Raw genomic sequence first — 206 nt, 5'->3', positions numbered from 1 at the left:
ATCGCCCGCCTCTCCCGTCCAGACGGCGAGGTCGTGCCGGACGCTCAGCGTGCCGGGGTGTTCGCCGCCCAGGGTTCGCTCATATGTCGGCAGGAGGGTGGCGTATCGGTCGCGGGCGGTGACCGCGTCCCCTGCTTTCCCCGTCCAGCGGGCGAGATTGCTCCGGGCGGTCAGGGTGTTCGGGTCTTCCGGGCCGAGGATCTGTT

At 70.4% G+C, this 206-nt stretch carries 1 protein-coding gene; it reads right to left on the bottom strand.

What is annotated here, in order from left to right:
* Positions 1 to 206 (bottom strand): tetratricopeptide repeat protein (locus tag AB0D67_RS36645; RefSeq protein ID WP_362946288.1); only part of this gene is annotated, 206 nt, incomplete at both ends.

This window comes from Streptosporangium sp. NPDC048047 (genome assembly GCF_040653115.1).
In the GTDB taxonomy this organism is placed as follows: Bacteria; Actinomycetota; Actinomycetes; order Streptosporangiales; family Streptosporangiaceae; genus Streptosporangium.
The sequence above is the reverse complement of the archived record's forward strand: the minus strand, read 5'-3'. Positions and strand labels throughout refer to the sequence as shown.